The sequence below is a fragment of the Myxococcus sp. CA051A genome, assembly GCF_013336705.1.
Classification (GTDB): Bacteria; Myxococcota; Myxococcia; order Myxococcales; family Myxococcaceae; genus Myxococcus; species Myxococcus llanfairpwllgwyngyllgogerychwyrndrobwllllantysiliogogogochensis.
The window spans coordinates 743,395-758,611 of sequence record NZ_JABUMS010000003.1; the positions used below are offsets into that span (position 1 = coordinate 743,395).

Here is a 15,217-nt window from a genome sequence, read left to right on the forward strand (position 1 = left end):
TCGACCCGAGAGAGGACAACCATGCGGAACGAGCTCGTGGCAGTCGCGGTGGGTGCGCTGGTGACGTTCGCGGGGGTGGCCCATGCACAGGGCGCTCCGGCGCAGGGCACCCCGGCCCAGGGCGCGGCGGCGCCGAAGAAGGCGGAGGCGGTGAAGGCTCCGGCCGTGGCGAAGGGCAAGACGGAGGTGACGTGGTGGGGCCACGCGGCGTTCGTCATCCGCACCCCGGGGGGCGCGGTGATTGCCATCGACCCGTGGCTCACCAACCCCAAGGCGCCCAAGGACACCGCGCAGCCGGAGGCGCTCGACGCCATCCTCGTCAGCCACGGCCATTTCGACCACGTGGGCGAGACGAAGGCGCTGGCGCAGAAGACGGGCGCGAAGGTGTTCGGCTCGTTCGAGCTGGTGAACCTGCTGGGCCTGCCCGAAGCGCAGTCGGTGGGCGCCAACGCGGGCGGGACGTTCCAGGTGAAGGACGCCACCATCCACCTGGTGCAGGCGGTGCACTCCAGCAGCTACCAGTCGGACCCCAAGGGCCCGTCGCACTACGCGGGCGCGCCGCTCGGGTACGTGATTCAAATCGAGAAGGGTCCCACCCTGTACCACGCGGGTGACACCGGTCCCTTCGAGGGCATGTCCCTCATCGCCACCCAGTTCAAGCCCACCGTGGCGATGCTGCCCATCGGCGGGCACTTCACCATGGGCCCCGCGGAGGCGGCGCAGGCGGCGCGGCTGTTGAAGGCGCAGACGATTGTCCCCATGCACTACGGCACCTTCCCGCTGCTCCAGGGCAACCCGGACGCGCTCAAGGGCGAGCTGAAGAAGCTGCGCGGCGCGGCGAAGGTGATGGACCTGGAGCCCGGGAAGTCCACGGCGCTGTAGGCCGGGCTTTTCGTCCGGGGCGGCACTCTTCCGGGACCGTAGAAGTCCCGGTTCTGAGGCCGCTGACTCCGGGCGGTCAATCCCCCGAAGGGTGGGTGGAATCCCGGGGGCGGGTGGGTTACATCCGGCGGACCGTCACGAGGCGGGTCCGGGGGTGTTCCGGTGTTGGATTTCAGCAAGGCGGGGTGGCTCACTCCGCTCCTCAATGAAGCGGTCGCCGCTCACATGGGCACGCCCGCTTCGGAGGAGACCGCCTTGCATCTGGGCTCGGGACGCGCCCGTGCCCGGGCGTACCTGCGGCGCACCCTTCGCGCCAGTGGGCTCTTGTACGGCACGCCGGCGGACCCTCCCGAGTCCCTGGAGGCGGGTCCGGACACGGAGCTGCATGCGCGGGCGCTGGAGGATCAGCTCTTCCACGCGGTGGTGCGGACGCTGGCGACGCTGGCGCTGGAGCTGGCGCGGCACGTGGGTGCGCCGGCCGGGCCTCGGGGCGAGCAGCTGCTGGTCCTCTTCGCGGTGTTGTCCGGCGAGCTGGAGCTGGCGTCGACGCTGGCCGAGCAGCTCGCGGCGGGCAAGCCGGTGACGAAGCGGCAGGTGGCGAAGGTGGAGGTGGCGCTGCGCAAGCGCGAGCCCACGTTGGCCGGAGACCCGGTGTACGGGCTGGTGCTGCACAACGGCGCGCAGTACGCGGACGCGCAGCTGTTCTGCCGGCAGGCCATCGACTACTTCGCGAGCGGGCGGTTGTTGAAGGAGCAGGTGCGGCGGCGCTCCGACTTCGCGGCGAAGCAGAAGGCGCTGCTGGTGGACGTGCTGACGGGGCTGGCGTGTGTGGACCGGCAGCCGGGCACACCCGCGCGGCGGGCCATCCTCAAGCAGGTGGAGGATTTGAAATTGCCGGCGGCGATGGCCTCCGAGCTGAAGGCGGCGGTGAAGCAGTCCTTCGAGCGACGGCGCTCCGTGCGGGACGTGGTGCGCCAGGTGCGCAGCGTGGACATGCGGCACTTCCTGCTGGAGCAGACGCTGTTGGCTGCGCTGGTGGATGGCCGGCGCACGCGGCGCGAGCGGGCCTTCATCGACGAGCTGGCGGACGCGCTGCACGTGCCGAAAGAGGAGCTGCGGCGGCTGGAGCTGGAGATGGCGGAGTTCTATGCGCGCCACCGCTCCATCGTGGATGTGTTCACCGTGAGGGACGCGGCGAGCGCCATGGGCGACGACATGGTCGCCGGCATGCAGGAGACGCTGGAGAAGAACTTCTACCGGCTGATGCAGGAGGTCCGCGAGACGGGCGACCTGGCGGTGCTGGTGGCGAAGCTGGCGCGGCGGCAGAAGCTCACGGAGGACGAGCGGCACCGCATGCGCGCGCAGCTCATCGACGTGGCCAAGGCCATTCCCGCGCTCGCCATCTTCGCGGCGCCTGGAGGCTTCCTGCTCCTGGCCGCGCTGGCCAAGTTGTTGCCGTTCAGCCTGCTGCCCAGCTCGTTCCAGGACGAGGCGCCCGCGCCCTTCCCGGACGACGCGGAGGACTACGGGCCGGAGCGCGAAGCAGGGTAGGGACAGCACCAGGGCGCGAGGTGGCGACGCCCTGGCTGCGGACTCCGTGTTCAACGGTGCGGAGGGCCCGGCCCGCTACAGGTCGATGGTGCAGATGCACATCCCGTTGAAGCAGGTGCCGGTGGCTCCCGACAGGCTGCATTGGTGCTGGCACAAGCTCCTGCTGCAGATGCCCGGGAGGGTCGGTCCCGCGGATTCAGTCGGCAACGGGTTTGCTCCCACGCTGAAGCCTCCGCCCAGTCCCACCATCAGTGCCGCGCTCATCATGATTCGACGCATGTTTCCTCCCATGCGCGGAGGGTTCCGCGCGGGAGGGCTACCCGGTTGACCGGGGGCTCATTTCCGGCCGGATACAGGCGGTCAGGGATGTTTGTCTTTTCGATGCCATCCGAGCCGCTCGGGAATGGTTGTCGCGAGACCTCGGGGAACGGCCGTTCACCTTGTCGGGGCCTGGGACACGTCGAGCGCCCGCCCGCCGGGCTGCCCTGTTTCTTCGAGAGAGGGTGCTGCCAGAAGCGCGGACGGGTCCCAGCTTTACCGGGCGGACCCGGGCCCATGCGGTGGCCTGCTTTTCGCGGGAGGCGTGTCGATGCGCGTACACCAGCGTGACGTGGAGGTGGGCGTGGGCGGACGTCTGCTCTCGGGGCGGCTCATCGTTCCCGAGCGAGCGAGCGGGCTCGTCATCCTCGCGGGAGATGCGGACTCGCCGCGAGCCGACGCGAACGGCGGCGGCAGTGGTCTCCAGGGTGTCCTGCATGCGGCGGGGCTCGCGACGCTGTGGCTGGAGTTGCGCACCGCGGACGAGGAGCTGGCCGAGGACTGGACGCTGCGACAGGGCTCTCACGTGGAGCTCATCGCGCACCGGTTGGAGGTGGCTCGCGACTGGCTCCAGCGTGACGAGAGCCTCTCGTTGCTTCCGGTGGGCTACCTCGGCACGGGTCTGGGGTCGGCCGCCGTGTTCGTGGCCGCCGCGCATCAGCCCGGAGGCGTGCAGGCCGTGGTGACGTTGGGCGGCCGACCCGACAAGGCCGGTGCGCTCCTCGCGGACGTGCGGGTGCCCACGTTGCTCATCGGTGCGGGCGACGACGCGGACCGGGTGTCGCTGGTCCGGGGTGTGTTCGACAGGCTCCCTCCGAAGACACGCAAGGCGCTCCAGTTGCTCGACGGCGCCTCGCGGGGTTTTCCCGAGCCAGTCCCGCTCGCCTCCGCTGGGCGCATGGCCACGGCCTGGTTCTCCGACTGCTTCCGCGCCGCGGCGGGCCCCGGAGTTCTGGAGTGGACGGGCGAACAGGACGGAGCCGTGTGACGACGGGGACCTTCTTCGCTCCATGAACTCGCTCAGGCGTCACGTCGAGTCGTTCGTCCGACTGGAGCCCGCGCGTCCCGCGTTGGGAGCGGGCCTTCGCGCCGCGCTCGCCGTCGGCGTGCCCATGGTGGTCGCCGCGACGCAGCACCTGCCCGCCGCGACCTGGGTGGGCATGGCGGGCCTCTTCGTCACGCTCGTGGACCGGGGTGGCCCCTATCGCGACAGGGCGGTCACCATGGGGGCCATGACGCTGTTGGGCGCGGTGATGGGACTCGTCTCCGCCTGGCCACTGCCGTCATGGGCCGCCGTGTTGTTCACCTTCGCCTGGGTGACGGCTTGCGGCTTCGCGCGCTCGTATGGAGACACCCCCGGGTTGATGGGCGTGGTGCTCGCCAACTACACGGTGGTGTCGCTGGCGCTGCCGGCGCATGACTTCGCCGCCGCTCTGTCCCGCTCCGGATTGTTCATCCTGGGGGGCTTGTGGGCGATGATGCTGGCGCTGGTGCTGTGGCCGCTGCGGCCCTATCGCCCCGCGCGCTTCGCCATCGCCCGCTGTTATCGCGACCTGGCGGACCGCGCGGAGGCGGTCGGAAAGTGGCCGCTCGAGGGCCCCACCGCGCCCCCCAATCTGGTGGAGGTCGTCGACTGGGAGTCGCGCGTGCGCCAGTCGCTGGAGGAGGCCCGAGGCGTGCTGGCGTCCACCCGTCGCGAGCGAGCAGGGGAGAGCGACCGGGGTGAACACCTGCTGGTGCTGCTGGAAGGCGCGGACGCGGTGCTCACGTTGCTGGTGGCGCTGCCAGAGACGCTGGAGGTGGCGCCTCGCGAGTCGCGCTACCACGCCCTGCGCGCGGAGGTGCAGCGCGCGCTCTCGGAGCACTCGCGGGACTTGCGGCACATCGCTCGCGCCCTGGAGCAGGAGAAGGGGGAGTCGGAGCCCTCGACGTGGAATGCCGAGCGCGTGCGGCGCGCCCTGGCGGCGCAGGTGGCCGAGGGCGGTCTGCCCGACTCGGCTCGCGCGGCGTACTCGCATGCGGAGGCGTTGCTGGTCCGGTTGCGGGAGTACACCGAGGCCCTGCTGGAGGTGGCCAACCACCTGGAGGACGGTCGCCCCGTCGAGTCGGACCTGCCCATGGGGCCTCATCCCGCCTCGCTGAAGGGCCGTCCCTTGCTGGAGCCGCTGCGGGACAATCTGGGCACGGACTCCGTCATCTTCCGCCATGCGCTGAGGCTGGGCGTCACAGCCGCGCTCGCCACCGCGCTCGTGCGGGGGCTGGGGTTGGACCATGGCTATTGGGTCATCATCACCGTCATCGTCGTGCTCCAGCCCTATTCGGGGATGACGTTCCAGAGAGGGTTGCAGCGCGCGGCGGGGACGTTGTTGGGTGGTGCGCTGGCGGCGGGGCTCGTCGCATTGGTCAGGGACCCGGCCGTGCTGCTGGGGGCCATCATGGTGTTCTTCGCCGTGGCCATCGCGGTGAAGCCGATGAGTCTCTCCTTCTTCCAGGTGTTGCTCGCCCCCGCGCTGGTGCTGCTGGCTGAAATCCAGACGGGCGACTGGGAGCTGGCGGGGGTGCGCATCGCCAACACGATGATTGGCGGTGCCATCGCGCTCGTGGGCGCGCGGCTGTTGTGGCCCAGTCCGGAGCATGTTCGCTTCCCGGAGCAGGTGGCGAACGCGCTGCGCGCCGACCGCGAGTATCTGTTGAGCGTGGCCTCCGCGCGCTCGGACGCGGAGCCGGAGGTGCGCGAGGCACGGCGCAAGCTGGGCTTGCAGTTGCTGTCCGCCGAGGCGTCGTTCCAGCGGCTGCTCACCGAGTACCAGGGCTCATCGAGGCAACTGGAGCCAGCGATGGCCCTGCTCGCGTATGCGCGCCGCTTCGGCGCCGCCGTGACGGCGCTGGCCGCGAGCCGTCAGTGGCACGAGAAGCAGGACTTGTCCCCCGTGGCGAGCTACGCGGGGAGCGTGTTGGAGGACCTGGCGCTCGCGGTGGAGCACCGCCGCGCGCCGTCCCCGTTGCCTCGGACCGCGTCGACGCACGAGAGCACGGATGTGCTGTCTCGCACCCAGATGGACCGACTGGTGCGCCAGCTCACCGTGCTCCACCACGCCACGGTGCGCGCGGCGCCCCAGTTGTCTCCGTAGCGCGGCGCCTGTTGCGGGGAGCGCCGCTTGGTGATGCGTGGCGTCGAGTGGGCTCCGTCGAGCGACGCCTCATCGCGGAGAGCGCCGCCTGGTGATGTGTGGCGTCGAGTGTGCTCCGTCGAGCGACGCCTCATCGCGGAGAGCGCCGCTCGATGGCCCTGCTCATGACCTCTCAGGTGCGCTCGATGCGCATCAGCAGGCGACGGAGGTCCTCGTTGACGCTGGCGAGCTGCGTGACGCCTTGCTCCTCCTGGAGCTGCTTGCGCAGGTCCGGCAGCGTGGTGTCACGCACCTTCTTCGCCGCGTCCTTCGAGCCGTCCAGCAGCCACCCCGTCGCGAGGATGAAGGCCAGCCGCACCTCCGTGTCGCGCTCTCCCAGCTTCGCGGCGAGCGCGGGCACGTGCTCGCCCGAGCCCGTGCGGCCCACTTCCAGCGCGGCCCGCTCCAGCATCGGCTTGCTCGCCTTGTCCATGCGCTGCACCCAGCAGCCCGCGTTGCCCGAACAGGCCTGCCCCGCCTCCAGCAGCGCCGCGTGCCCCGTCACGATGTCCGCGCGCTTCTTGCCCAGCGCCGCCGCGTCGTCGCAGCCTTCCTCGCCCGTCGCCTTGCAGTCGGCCGCGGTGCGCGCCGGCTCCCCAGCGGCGATCTTCTGGAGCAGCGGCAGTTCGCGCGCATCGCCGAGCATGGCCAGGCCCTTCACCGCGATTTCACGCGAGTACCAGTCGCCGGTGCCCGCGGCCTTCTCCAGCGCGGGCAGCGCGTCGCGTCCGCCCAGGCGCACCAGCGCGCGCACGTACGCGTCACGCACCGTCGGGTCCGTCTCCAGCACCAGCGTGGACAGCGGCTTCACCGCCTCCGGCGCCCGCAGCCGGCCCAGCGCATCCGCCGCCTGCATCCGCACCAGCGACTGAATCTGCACGTCCGAGTGCGAGAACGTCAGCAGCTTGAGCAGCGGCTCCACCGCGCGCTTCTCGCGCAAGTCGCCCAGCACCGTCGCCGCCTTCATGGGATAGCTGGCCGGGTTGACGCCGTTCGTCTTCGCCCAGGCGAGCAGCTCCGAGTCACGCCCCTCCAGCGCAGGCAGCAGCGCGTCCGCCGCGGGCTGGCCCAGTTGGTACAGCGCGAAGCTGCTCTCCACGTAGAAGGACTTGCCCTTGCGCTCCTTCGTCAGCATCCGGATGAGCGCGGGCGCCGCGCGGCCGTCGCCGATGTGGCCCAGCGCCTCGATGGCCTTCTTGTTGAGGAAGGGCTCCACGCCCTCGTCCGTGGCCAGGACGATGAGCGGCTCCACCGCCTCCTTCGCCTTCATCGTCCCCAGCACCTGGATGGCTTCGATGCGCGCATAGGTGTCCTTCGCGCGCAGCAGCGGCACCAGCGCGGGCACCGCGCGCACGTCACCGATGGCACCCAGCGCCGTCACCATCGCCTTGTTGGCCAATTGCGCGGACATGTCTCCCGCCGCCGGGTCGATGGCCGCCGACAGCGGCTCCACCGACGAGGCGTGATGCACGTCGCCAATCGCCCGGGCCAGCGCCGCCTTCACCTCCGGCTTGCGCTCCTGCGACAGCGCTTCGTGCAGCATGGGCAGGAAGGTTTCAGTGACCTTCGTCTTCGAACGCATCGCCTCGATGAGGCGTACCCGATCTTCAGCGCGCCGCGTTTGCTGCAGCGTCCCTTCCCAGTACTCGGGCGTGTTGGGGTCCGATTTGCACCCTGTGAGACAGAGGATTGCTGCGGCAACACACCACGCTGCGATGGGGCGGCTCATGCAGGCTCCTGGACGTCTGCGGGGTTGTCCTGTCCGCCGTCGTAAACCTCCTGTCACGAAGGAAGCAAATCAGCCGCGGCACCTGGGGTACGCTGGTCAACGACATGTCCGACGACATTCACAACGCGTCGCGCCCGGGCTACACCCGCCGGACGTACCTGCTCGACCGGGAGTTCCAGCTCAAGTACATCCTTCTACTGGCCGGCATGGGCGCGGGCAGCCTGGGGGTGTTCGGAGCGCTGGCCTACCGGCTCCACGTGTCCTCCGTGAGCGCGGGAGTGGACGGCGGGCCGTCGCTTCTATGGCTCACCGCGTTGGGCTCCGCGGGGCTCGGCGTGCTGCTGGGCCTGTTCGGTCTGCTGTTCACCCACCGGGTCGCCGGCCCCGTGCATGTGATGAGTCTCTATGTCGCGGCCCTGGCCGCCGGGCGCTACCCCCGGCTGCGCCCGCTGCGGAAGAAGGATGAGCTGAAGCGCTTCTTCGACCGGTTCAGCGAGGCGGTGGACCGCATCCGCCAGCGCGAGGCCGACGAGGCGCATGCCCTGGAGGTGGCGCTGGCCGCGCTCAAGCCCGTGGCCACCACCCCCGAGGCCCGCGAGGCGCTGGAGACGCTGAACCAGCTGCACACGCGCAAACGTCAAGCAGTGGACAATCCCACCGGGGGCACCTTCAAGTCCGTGGCTTGAAGCGTCGCCGCAGGAGAACCGCAACACCATGAGCCGACCCCGCATCATCTTCATGGGCACGCCCGACTTCGCCGTGTCCTCGCTCGAAGCCTGCTTCGACCTGGGCGAAGTCGTCGCTGTCGTCACCCAGCCGGACAAGCCCAAGGGCCGGGGCAACACGCTGACGGCGCCGCCCGTGAAGGAGCTGGCGCTGGCGCGAGGTGTGCCCGTGTTCCAGCCCGTCAAGCTGCGCACGCCCCCGTTCGCCGAGGAGCTGCGCCGCTTCGAGGCCGACGTGTGCGTGGTGACGGCCTACGGTCGCATCCTCCCGAAGGACATCCTCGACCTGCCCAGGATGGGCTGCGTCAACGTGCACGGCTCGCTGCTGCCGCGCTTCCGGGGCGCCGCGCCGATTCAGTGGTCGATTGCCTACGGCGACACCGAGACGGGCGTCACGCTGATGGTGATGGACGAGGGCCTGGACACCGGCCCCATGCTCGCGATGAAGCGGCTGCCCATTGGCCCGGAGGACACGAGCGCGACCATGTACCCGAAGCTCGCGGCGCTCGGGGGAGCGCTGCTGCGCGAGTCGCTGCCGGCGTACCTGAGCGGTGAGCTGAAGCCCGTGCCCCAGCCCTCGGAGGGCATGGTGCTGGCGCCCATCATCGAGAAGGACGAGGGGAAGCTGGACTTCAACCGTCCCGCCATCGCGCTGGAGCGGCGGTTGCGCGCCTTCACGCCGTGGCCGGGGGCGTTCACCACGCTGGGCGGCAAGCTGGTGAAGATTCACCGCGTGCGCGTGGCGGAGGGGCAGGGCGCGCCGGGCACGGTGCTGGCGGCGGGGCCGGAGGGGCTGGAGGTGGCGTGCGGCGAGGGCTCGCTCGTGCTGCTGGACATCCAGCCGGAGGGCAAGCGGGTGATGAAGGCGGCGGAGTTCCTCATGGGCCACAAGCTGGCCGTGGGCAGCCAGCCGTTCGGCACCTAGGGGATATGTCGCGGACGGGACGCGCTTTTTCGAGTACAGGCGGATGGGCATGAGACTGCTGGTGTTGCATGGGCCGAACCTGAACCTGCTGGGTGTGCGCGATGGCACGCGCGGGCTGTCGGACCTGGATACCGCGCTGCGCGCGCGGGCCAGGGAACTGGGACTGACGCTGAAAATCGTCCAGTCCAACCACGAGGGCGTGCTGCTGGACACGCTCGCCGCCGAGCGCGAGGCGGTGGAGGGCATCCTCATCAACCCCGCGAGCCTCTTCGGCTCGTACGCCCTCAAGGAAGGGCTGGAGGCGGTGGGCCTGCCCGCCATCGAGGTGCTGCTGCGTCCCCCCGCCCGCGAGTCCGTCGTCGGGGAGGCATGTGTCCTCCAGGTGCACGGCGCCGGCGGTGGCTTCGAGCCCTACCTGGAAGCGCTGGACACCTTCGCCAGCGGCGTCTTCACCCCTGGCAAGCCGGAGCCGAAGAAGTCCCTGGGCCGCAAGCAGGAGGGCGAAAGCCCGGCGGCGGCGAAGTCCGCCCCCTCCGGTGCTGGCAAGTCGATGGGCCGCAAGGGGGCCTCGGAGACGACGGGGGGCGCGCTCGTGCGAGTCCCCGCGAAGCCGCTGGCGCTCCCGTCGGGGCAGGGTGCTTCCGGTTCTGGCAAGTCGATTGGACGCAAGCCGTCCGCCGCGAAGTCCGACGCCGCGGAGTCCTCCAAGTCCGGCAAGACGCTGGGACGCGGGTCGAAGTCGGTGGCGTCGACGACGGACCTGCTCACGCGGGTGCTGGTGCGCCAGAAGATTTCGGACCGGCTCTCCGGAAAGCTCACCGCCTCGGAGCTGTCCACCTGGGCGCGCTCGCGATACGAGGCCATCCAAGGCGGCTCGCCCGCCGAGCATGGCCAGAGGGACTTGCTGGAAGACAGTCTCCAGCGCCTCACGCTGTCCCACCTCCCCTCGACGAAGCTCTCGGATGAGCAGCTCGTGGACTTGATGACTCGGCTCGACGAAGGATGAATCCCCGCGCACTCGCCATCCTCGTGTTGGCGCGCGTCCGAGCAACGGACGCCTATCTCAATGTGGTGCTCGACACGATGTTGTCGGAGTCACCCCCCAAGGACCCGCGTGACGCGGGGCTCGCCACGGAGCTGGCGTATGGCACCACGCGCCGGCAGCTCGCGCTGGACTACGCCATCACCCGCTTCGCCGACCGCAAGCTGGAAGCCATGGAGGACCGCGTGCTGGCGGCCCTGCGCATTGGCGCGTACCAGATATTCCACACCCGCGTGCCCGCGCGCGCCGCCGTGGCGGAGACGGTGCAGGCCCTGAAGGAAGTGGGACTCACCCGCGCCGCGGGCTTCACCAACGCCATCCTCCGAAAGCTCGCGGAGCTGCCCGCGCCGCCGCTGCCCTCGCCCACGGACGTCGCCCACCACCTGTCGGTGCGTGAGAGTCATCCCCAGTGGCTGGTGGAGCGCTGGCTGCGCCAGTTCGGCCGCGAGCGCGCCGAGTCCATGCTGGTGGCGGACAACCAGTCCCCACCGGTGGTGATTCGCGCCAACACGTCCAAGGTGACGCGCGACGCGCTGCTCACGCAGTTGCAGGAAGTGGGCGTCGAAGCGAAGGCCGCGACGATTTCACCCGTGGGCATCATCCTGCCGCCGGTGGGCCGCATCGAGGATGTGTACGGCTACTCGGAGGGGCTGTGGCAGGTGCAGGACGAGGCCGCCCAGCTCGTCGGCGTGTACGGCGCCATTCCCGACAACGCGCGCGTGCTCGACGTGTGCGCGGCCCCGGGCGGCAAGTCCTGCCACCAGGCGCAGTCGCACGACGTCGTCGCCGTGGACCTGCACGCCCACAAGCTGCGCAAGATTGAGTCGGAGGTGAAGCGCCTGGGCCTGACGTCGCGCCTGAAGGCCTACGCGCACGACGCCTCGGAGCCCTTCCCGGAAGCCTGGGGCGAGTTCCACGCGATGTTGGTGGATGCGCCGTGCTCGGGGCTGGGCACGCTGCGCAGACACCCGGAGCTGCGCTACCGCCGCAAGGAGGAGGACGTCTCGCGACTGGCGGCGCTCCAGCGGCGCATCCTGGAGAACTGCCAGGAGGCGGTGCCGGCCGGCGGACTGCTCGTCTACGCGGTGTGCACGCTGGAACCGCAGGAGGGGCAGGACCAGGTGGAGATGTTCCTGCGCAGCCACCCGGAGTGGACGGCCGAGCCGCCCGTGCTGCCGGGCCTCAAGTTGCCGCTCACCCAGGCGTACTTGAGGACCCTGCCAGGTCCGGAGGGCTTCGACGGGTTCTTCGCCGCGCGCCTCCGGAAGATGTACTAGCGACTACGTGTCCTCGGCGACCGGCAGGTTGGCGGCGGCCTTGAACGCCTCCAACACCGCCGCCGAGGCGCGGTCCAGGTACTTGCCCTTGCGGATGAGCAGGCCGATGGGGCGCGACACGGGGCCTTCCGCGAAGGGCTTGGCCACCAGCGAGCCGCCCTTCACCTCGCCCTGCGCGGTGGACACGGGGAGGATGGCGACGCCCAGGCCCATCTCCACCGCCCGCTTGATGGTCTCCACGTTGTCCATCTCCATCACCGGGTTGATGTCGATGTTCTTCTCGCGGAAGAGCCGGTCCAACGCCTTGCGCGTGGGCGCCTCGCGGTCGAACGCGATGAAGGGCACGCCGGACAGCGCCGTGAGGCTCACCTTCTGCTTGGAGGCGAAGGGGTGGTTGGGGGCGCAGACGATGGCGAGCTTGTCGTCGCGGAACGGGAGGATGTCCACGCCCGCGCGCGGCTGCGGATAGGCGACGATGCCAATCTCCGCCGCGCCCAGAATCACGTCGTCGTAGACCTGGTCATTGCGCCGGTAGTTCAGGCGCATGTTCACCTTGGGGTGCGCCTTGAGCAGCTGCTTCTGCACGGCGTTCAGCTCGTGCAGGCCCACCGAGTAGATGGTGGACACGGTGCTGGTGCCGGCCACCTCCGTGGCCTGCTCGCGAATCTCCTGCTCCACCTCCGCGAAGCGCGCGAGGATTTCCTTGCACCCACGAAACAGCCGCTCGCCCGCGGGCGTCGGCGTCACCTGCCGGGCACTGCGCGACAGGAGCTTCTGCTCGTAGCGGTTCTCCAACGCGCGAATCTGCTGACTGACCGCCGACTGCGTCACGTGGTTGAGCTGGGCCGCTCGCGAAAAGGAACCCGTCTCCACCACGTCACAGAACATTTTCAGGGACTCGAGCTGCATGGGCCGCTCCCTACTCCCAAACCTAATGGCCAGGCCACTATTAATTAGTCAGCCTACGTCACGCCGCCAAATGCTCTAACCCCTCGGCCAGGCCGGTTGCCCGGCGGAGGACGGAAGAGGGCCTCGCGCCGAGTGGCCGTCCGAGGGCTTCAGGGCGCGTCGGGAGGGGTGGGCGGGCGCCGACGCAGCAGGACGAAGAGGGCAGCGGCCAGGGCCACCAGCGCGCCGCCAAAGCGGGTCTGGAAGCGGCCCATCTCATGGGCGGCCTGCTGGAGCAGCTCGCACTCGGGGCCGGACAGCTGGGTGCAGTCCAGGGTGCCGAAGACCCCCTTCACTCCGGCGGCGAGCAGCCCGAGTCCTCCCAGGAACATGCCGCCCGCGAGTCCCAGCGCGGCGGCGCGCGGGAGGGAGGGCTTCGGGGGCGGAGGTGGGGAGGAGGGCATGGTGGGTGGGTAGCTATAGCCGCGGGGGCAGGGCGGGCTCAACGGTGGCGGGCGGGGGCGCGTATGCTTCCGCGCATGCGAATCCTCTACGGTGTCGTCGGCGAAGGCATGGGCCATGCGACGCGCTCCCGGGTGCTGCTCGAGGCGCTCACGAAGGAGCACGAGGTCCACATCGTCGTCTCCGGCCGGGCCCAGGACTACCTGGCCAAGCGCTTCCAGAACGTGCACGGCATCTGGGGCCTGACGCTGGCGTACGAAGGCAACTCCGTGAAGAAGTGGCAGACGGTGTTGCAGAACCTGACGGGCGCGGTGAAGGGCTTTCCGCAGAACGTGCGCCAGTACTTCGAGCTGGTGGACGACTTCAAGCCGGACGTCGTCGTCAGCGACTTCGAGACGTTCAGCTACCTGTTCGCGAAGACGCACCGGTTGCCCGTCATCAGCGTGGACAACATGCAGGTCATCAACCGCTGCCAGCACGAGCCCGCGCTCCTGGCCGGATATGAGGACAGCTATGAGACGTCGCGCGCCATCGTGAAGGCGAAGCTGCCGGGCGCGTTCCACTACCTCGTCACGACGTTCTTCTATCCGCCCTTGCGCAAGCGGCGCACCACGCTGGCCCCGTCGATTCTGCGCCCGGAAATCATCGAGGCGAAGTCGGAGCCGGGAGAGCACCTGCTGGTGTACCAGACGTCCACGACGAACACGGCGCTGCCGGACATCCTCAAGGCGGCGGGCATCCCCTGCCGGGTGTACGGCCTGCGTCGGGATATCACCGAGGACCTGGTGGACGGCAACCTCACGTACCGGCCGTTCAGCGAGAAGGGCTTCATCGACGACTTGCGCACGTCGCGCGGCGTGGTGGCCAGCGGCGGCTTCACGCTGATGAGCGAGGCCGTCTACTTGAAGAAGCCCATGCTCAGCATCCCGCTGGAGGGCCAGTTCGAGCAGATCATCAACGCCCTGTATCTGGAGAAGCTGGGGTACGGGATGTACGTGAAGGCGCTGACGGTGGACGCGCTCAAGGAGTTCCTCTCGCGGGTGCCGCGCTGCGAGGAGGCGCTCAAGGGCTACGAGCAGGAGGGCAACACGAAGATGATTGCCGCCCTGCGCGAGCAGCTGGCCCTGGCGTACGAGCACCGGGGCCACTGGGCCATGGAGATGGCGCAGGACTGAGGTGCCCGTCTAGTGGAGCGGGACGTCCATCTCGTTGTTCCGCTCCGCCGCGCGGCGTGACAGCTCCGTGAGCCAGGAGCGGGTGAGGGGCGTTTCGCTGTCCGCGCCGGTGTGCGAATCCTGGCCGCTGCTCTGGGGCAGCCGCCGGTTGGTCCAGGCCAGGAGCGCCGCGGTCAATTCGGGCGCGAGCACCCGTCCCACCGCGCCCAGCTTCGCGGCCAGGCCCACCAGCAGCTCCGCGTCGCCCCGGCGGCAGGCATCCAGAATCAGTCGCGCGGCGCGCTCGGCGCTCACCGACAGCCCGGGCAGCGAGTCGCCCACGGCGAACCACGCGTACTCCGCCTCGTTCTGGCCCTTGAAGCGCGCGTTGCGCGGGCTGCCCGTGCGCATCAGCCCCGGGCACACGGTGGTGACGAAGATGCCGTCCTGACGCAGCTCCGCGCGCAGGCCGTCCGACAGGCCCACCAGCGCGAACTTGCTCGCCGAGTAGGGCATGAGGTGCGGGACGCTGAGCCTGCCGCCCACGGAGGCGATGTTGACGATGCGCCCCTCGCCTCGCTGCTTCATCTCCGGCAGCACCGCCAGCGTCGTGTACAGCGCGCCCCACAGGTGCGTGTCCATGGCGTCCTGGAAGTCCTCCACCGTCATGGACTCCAGCGGCCCCACCTGGATGACGCCCGCGTTGTTGATGAGCACGTCCACCGCGCCCCAGCGCTCGTGCACCGCGCTCACCGTGGCCTCCACCTGCACCGGGTCCCTCACGTCACAGGGCAGGGCGAGCACCTGCGCGCCGCCGCGCTCCAGCTCCTCCCGCGCCCGCTCCAGCGACGCCTCATCCCTGCCGCACAGGGCCACGCGCGCCCCTGCCTTCACCAGCCTGCGCGCGAGCACCAGGCCCAGGCCGCGCGAGCCGCCGGTGATGAGCACCGTGCGCCCGTTGAACGAGTAGCGGATGCGCAGCAGTGCCTTGCGCAGCCCGAGCGCCGCGCCGATGCCCGCCGCCGCCAGCGTGCCCGGGGTGAAGCGGGGGGCCTGCCTGTCCTTGCGCCAGTCAGCCATGTGGGAGCCCTCCG

14 protein-coding genes are annotated in these 15,217 nt (G+C 70.0%); 9 read left to right on the plus strand and 5 right to left on the minus strand.

Translation table 11 applies throughout. The features are described from left to right. Positions 1-21: 21 nt before the first annotated feature. Positions 22-882, plus strand: a complete 861-nt coding sequence (locus tag HUA74_RS12965) for a metal-dependent hydrolase (RefSeq protein ID WP_174454780.1) — start codon at positions 22-24, stop codon at positions 880-882. Positions 883-1,107: 225 nt separating this feature from the next. Next, positions 1,108-2,433, plus strand: coding sequence for a TerB family tellurite resistance protein (locus HUA74_RS12970; RefSeq protein WP_254625031.1), 1,326 nt, complete (start codon positions 1,108-1,110; stop codon positions 2,431-2,433). Positions 2,434-2,508: 75 nt separating this feature from the next. On the opposite strand, the gene HUA74_RS12975 is transcribed toward HUA74_RS12970, so the two are convergent. After that, positions 2,509-2,712, minus strand: a complete 204-nt coding sequence (locus HUA74_RS12975; RefSeq protein ID WP_141648459.1) for a hypothetical protein — start codon at positions 2,710-2,712, stop codon at positions 2,509-2,511. Between the two features lie 310 nt (positions 2,713-3,022). Here HUA74_RS12975 and HUA74_RS12980 point away from each other — a divergent pair, with 310 nt between their 5' ends. Next, positions 3,023-3,739: an alpha/beta hydrolase gene (locus HUA74_RS12980; protein WP_174454781.1), complete on the plus strand. Its 717-nt coding sequence runs from the start codon at positions 3,023-3,025 to the stop codon at positions 3,737-3,739. A gap of 22 nt (positions 3,740-3,761) precedes the next feature. Then, entirely contained in the window at positions 3,762-5,882 is a 2,121-nt protein-coding gene (locus tag HUA74_RS12985; protein WP_174454782.1) for an FUSC family protein, read from the plus strand. Between the two features lie 172 nt (positions 5,883-6,054). On the opposite strand, the gene HUA74_RS12990 is transcribed toward HUA74_RS12985, so the two are convergent. Further along, positions 6,055-7,503 (minus strand): HEAT repeat domain-containing protein, encoded by a 1,449-nt coding sequence (locus HUA74_RS12990; protein ID WP_305794685.1) that lies wholly within the window; start codon positions 7,501-7,503, stop codon positions 6,055-6,057. Between the two features lie 251 nt (positions 7,504-7,754). Between HUA74_RS12990 and HUA74_RS12995 the strand changes: the two genes are divergently transcribed. Genes HUA74_RS12995 through rsmB form a run of 4 tightly spaced genes read left to right on the plus strand, consistent with a single transcriptional unit; the run spans position 7,755 to position 11,619 of the window. Beyond that, the gene (locus HUA74_RS12995) at positions 7,755-8,336 is read left to right on the plus strand and encodes a signal protein (RefSeq protein ID WP_141648463.1); all 582 of its coding nucleotides are present in this window, start codon (positions 7,755-7,757) and stop codon (positions 8,334-8,336) included. A gap of 28 nt (positions 8,337-8,364) precedes the next feature. Then, on the plus strand, positions 8,365-9,300 hold the full coding sequence (gene fmt, locus HUA74_RS13000) for a methionyl-tRNA formyltransferase (RefSeq protein WP_174454784.1): 936 nt from the start codon (positions 8,365-8,367) through the stop codon (positions 9,298-9,300). Positions 9,301-9,343: 43 nt separating this feature from the next. Then, positions 9,344-10,306: a type II 3-dehydroquinate dehydratase gene (locus HUA74_RS13005; protein ID WP_254625032.1), complete on the plus strand. Its 963-nt coding sequence runs from the start codon at positions 9,344-9,346 to the stop codon at positions 10,304-10,306. Beyond that, entirely contained in the window at positions 10,303-11,619 is a 1,317-nt protein-coding gene (gene rsmB / locus HUA74_RS13010) for a 16S rRNA (cytosine(967)-C(5))-methyltransferase RsmB (protein WP_141648465.1), read from the plus strand. Before HUA74_RS13005 ends, rsmB begins: the two co-directional genes overlap by 4 nt. A gap of 3 nt (positions 11,620-11,622) precedes the next feature. Here rsmB and HUA74_RS13015 read toward each other — a convergent pair whose 3' ends face one another. Beyond that, the gene (locus HUA74_RS13015; protein ID WP_141648466.1) at positions 11,623-12,528 is read right to left on the minus strand and encodes a LysR family transcriptional regulator; all 906 of its coding nucleotides are present in this window, start codon (positions 12,526-12,528) and stop codon (positions 11,623-11,625) included. 149 nt (positions 12,529-12,677) lie between these two features. Further along, positions 12,678-12,971: a hypothetical protein gene (locus HUA74_RS13020; protein ID WP_174454785.1), complete on the minus strand. Its 294-nt coding sequence runs from the start codon at positions 12,969-12,971 to the stop codon at positions 12,678-12,680. A gap of 63 nt (positions 12,972-13,034) precedes the next feature. On the opposite strand from HUA74_RS13020, the gene HUA74_RS13025 reads away from it, so the two are divergent. Beyond that, a complete protein-coding gene (locus HUA74_RS13025; protein WP_174454786.1) occupies positions 13,035-14,144 on the plus strand; it encodes an MJ1255/VC2487 family glycosyltransferase in 1,110 nt (369 codons plus the stop codon). Between the two features lie 9 nt (positions 14,145-14,153). On the opposite strand, the gene HUA74_RS13030 is transcribed toward HUA74_RS13025, so the two are convergent. Continuing rightward, a complete protein-coding gene (locus HUA74_RS13030; RefSeq protein ID WP_141646501.1) occupies positions 14,154-15,203 on the minus strand; it encodes an SDR family oxidoreductase in 1,050 nt (349 codons plus the stop codon). Positions 15,204-15,217 lie beyond the last annotated feature (14 nt).

Bases quoted from the DNA above. Each gene is read 5' to 3' on its own strand.
- HUA74_RS13030 (WP_141646501.1), bottom strand. From the start codon at position 15,203: ATGGCTGACTGGCGCAAGGACAGGCAGGCCCCCCGCTTCACCCCGGGC.
- HUA74_RS13020 (WP_174454785.1), bottom strand. From the start codon at position 12,971: ATGCCCTCCTCCCCACCTCCGCCCCCGAAGCCCTCCCTCCCGCGCGCC.
- HUA74_RS13025 (WP_174454786.1), top strand. From the start codon at position 13,035: ATGCTTCCGCGCATGCGAATCCTCTACGGTGTCGTCGGCGAAGGCATG.
- HUA74_RS12970 (WP_254625031.1), top strand. From the start codon at position 1,108: ATGGGCACGCCCGCTTCGGAGGAGACCGCCTTGCATCTGGGCTCGGGA.
- fmt (WP_174454784.1), top strand. From the start codon at position 8,365: ATGAGCCGACCCCGCATCATCTTCATGGGCACGCCCGACTTCGCCGTG.
- HUA74_RS12985 (WP_174454782.1), top strand. From the start codon at position 3,762: ATGAACTCGCTCAGGCGTCACGTCGAGTCGTTCGTCCGACTGGAGCCC.
- HUA74_RS12990 (WP_305794685.1), bottom strand. From the start codon at position 7,503: ATGCGTTCGAAGACGAAGGTCACTGAAACCTTCCTGCCCATGCTGCAC.
- rsmB (WP_141648465.1), top strand. From the start codon at position 10,303: ATGAATCCCCGCGCACTCGCCATCCTCGTGTTGGCGCGCGTCCGAGCA.
- HUA74_RS12975 (WP_141648459.1), bottom strand. From the start codon at position 2,712: ATGCGTCGAATCATGATGAGCGCGGCACTGATGGTGGGACTGGGCGGA.
- HUA74_RS12980 (WP_174454781.1), top strand. From the start codon at position 3,023: ATGCGCGTACACCAGCGTGACGTGGAGGTGGGCGTGGGCGGACGTCTG.
- HUA74_RS12995 (WP_141648463.1), top strand. From the start codon at position 7,755: ATGTCCGACGACATTCACAACGCGTCGCGCCCGGGCTACACCCGCCGG.
- HUA74_RS13005 (WP_254625032.1), top strand. From the start codon at position 9,344: ATGGGCATGAGACTGCTGGTGTTGCATGGGCCGAACCTGAACCTGCTG.
- HUA74_RS12965 (WP_174454780.1), top strand. From the start codon at position 22: ATGCGGAACGAGCTCGTGGCAGTCGCGGTGGGTGCGCTGGTGACGTTC.
- HUA74_RS13015 (WP_141648466.1), bottom strand. From the start codon at position 12,528: ATGCAGCTCGAGTCCCTGAAAATGTTCTGTGACGTGGTGGAGACGGGT.